Source organism: Sphaerimonospora cavernae (assembly GCF_042435035.1).
In the GTDB taxonomy this organism is placed as follows: Bacteria; Actinomycetota; Actinomycetes; order Streptosporangiales; family Streptosporangiaceae; genus Sphaerimonospora; species Sphaerimonospora cavernae.
The window spans coordinates 1-2,383 of sequence record NZ_JBHMQT010000078.1 but is presented as its reverse complement, the minus strand read 5'-3'; the positions used below and the strand labels follow the sequence as shown (position 1 = coordinate 2,383).

General features: G+C 64.8%; 1 protein-coding gene. It reads left to right on the top strand.

From position 1 onward, the window contains the following. Positions 1–590 precede the first annotated feature (590 nt). The gene (gene ltrA, locus ACFHYQ_RS29325) at positions 591–2,366 is read left to right on the top strand and encodes a group II intron reverse transcriptase/maturase (protein ID WP_394304388.1); all 1,776 of its coding nucleotides are present in this window, start codon (positions 591–593) and stop codon (positions 2,364–2,366) included. Positions 2,367–2,383 lie beyond the last annotated feature (17 nt).

Genomic DNA, 2,383 nt, shown 5'->3' with positions numbered 1-2,383 from the left:
ATGTAGCTCGGGTCAGTGTTCGAGACCTGTCTCCGCCTCGACATGCGCGGTTGGTAACGGCCGGGTATGAAGCTCGGGGTTGACGCCCAAGGGTGCCCGCTTTCCGCCGGGGACTACAGGCTGGAGAAGGCCGGGCGGGTGAACGAGATTGAACCCTTGATGAGGCCCCGTTATAGCGACTTCCCGGAGCGGGAATGCGAGACCGGGATGCACAGGGACTGGCCGCAGGGAAGCGGCAGGCGACGGCCGAAGCGTGTCGGAGGCCGTGGGAACACCGCCGTCCCCGGGGTATAGAGGGCACCCTATCCGGCCGTGTCTCGGGTGTGCGGAACATGGAAACCCCGTCCGGGTCCGGCTCCGGCTGAGTCGGTAAGCCAACCGTGAGGAAGGCCCAATTCCCGAGCGGGACTGGGATGCCCAAGAAGCGAACGCCGGTCCTCGAAAGAGAACGGGAAAGCGAGATCACATGTCGTGCCTCCACGAGGGTCTCGTATAACCGGCCGGATAGCGGCCCTGGTGGCCGGACGCGAAAGCGTGCTGACGTGGGCAGGTGGGTCGTTGGAGACGACCTGACGCAGATGCTGGCACCGATGGACAAGTTAGGCGCCGACGAGGTGAACGGACCAGAGGACTTCCCTGAATGGGACGCGGTGAACTGGCGTGCCTGTGAGGAGGAAGTACGGCGGCTGCGGCAGAGGATCTTCAAGGCGACGCGGGAGCAGGACTGGCGCAAGGTCAGGAACCTGCAAAAGCTGATGCTGCGGAGCCAATCGAACACGCTGACCAGCGTGCGGCGGGTGACGCAGCACAACGCGGGCCGCCGGACGGCAGGGGTGGACGGTCAGGTCGCGCTGACGTCCGAGGCCAGAGCGAAGGTCGCGGTGGAGGTTCACCGGACCCGAAGCTCCTGGCAGCCCTTACCGGTACGGCGGGTGCACATACCGAAACCCGGTAGTGGCAAGCTACGCCCGCTCGGCATTCCGGTGCTGATAGACCGGTGTCATCAGGCACGGGTCCGGAACGCGCTGGAGCCGGAGTGGGAGGCCCGGTTCGAGCCCAGATCTTATGGATTCCGACCGGGTCGTGGCTGTCATGACGCGGTCGGGATCCTGTTCACCACCCTAGGCCAGCGTAACGCCGGACGGTTGTGGATCCTGGACGCGGACTTGACGGCGGCATTCGACCGGATCGATCACGACCGGCTATTGACCTCACTCGGCTCGTTCCCCTCCAGGAACATGATCCGGGCCTGGTTGACGGCGGGGGTGATCGAACCAGGTAGGGGGTTCGCGCCCACCCTGGAGGGCTCTCCCCAGGGCGGGGTGATCAGCCCGCTGCTGATGAATATCGCGCTGCACGGGTTAGAGGAGGCCGCAGGAGTCCGGCGACGTGCATCCGGCGCTTCTGCCGGGGTCACCAAGCGAGGCTCTCCGGTCCTGGTCAGGTACGCTGATGACTTCGTGGTCTGCTGTCATTCCCAGCGGCAGGCCGAGCAGGTCAAGGCCGATCTTGGCGGGTGGCTGGCGCTCAGGGGGCTGTCCCTGAACGAGGACAAGACATCCATCGTCCATGCCTCACAGGGGTTCGACTTCCTGGGATTCAACGTCCGCCGCTATCACGGCAAGTTGCTGATCAGGCCGAGTAAGACGGCTGTGACAAGGCTGCGGGAACGGCTGCGGTCCGAGATGCTCCGTTTGCGTGGTGCCAACGCGCAAGCGGTTATCCGGGCACTCAACCCGATCGTCAGGGGTTGGGCGGCCTACTACCGGGGTGTGGTGTCGTCCAGGATCTTCAAGAGGCTGGACGAGTACGTGTGGTGGCTCACCTGGCGGTGGGCGCGACGCGGCCACACCAACAAGTCGAGGTACTGGACGTATAACCGGTACTACGGCAAGTTCAACAAGTTCAGGAACGACCAGTGGGTGTTCGGCGACCGCGACAGCGGCTCCTACCTGGTCAAGTTCTCCTGGACTGCGATTGTCCGGCATGTCGCCGTCAAGGGCGCGGCATCTCCTGATGACCCCGCGCTTGCCGGCTACTGGGCGGTCCGGCGCACGCGTGTTCCACCCCCTTTGGACAGCTACACGCTGCACCTGCTCACCAGGCAGGACGGCCGCTGTCCGCTCTGCGGGGAACCACTCCTCGCGCCAGATCAGCCGCCTCAATCTCCCCGCGATTGGGAGAGATGGTGGCTTCAGGTCACCCGGAAAGCGATAGCCGCCGACTATCTCACCCATCACGGGGGACCCGGTTCACCGGACAGAACACCAACCAGCCTCGTGCACGACTCCTGCCGACGGCGGCTCATCGCCAGTCAGCGCAGGAACACCGCGGGCAGATTCCGCAAGCCCATGAGACCTGCTTGAGCCGGATGCCATGAAAG

Coding starts and splice junctions, on each gene's coding strand:
- ltrA (WP_394304388.1), top strand. CDS start 591: ATGGACAAGTTAGGCGCCGACGAGGTGAACGGACCAGAGGACTTCCCT.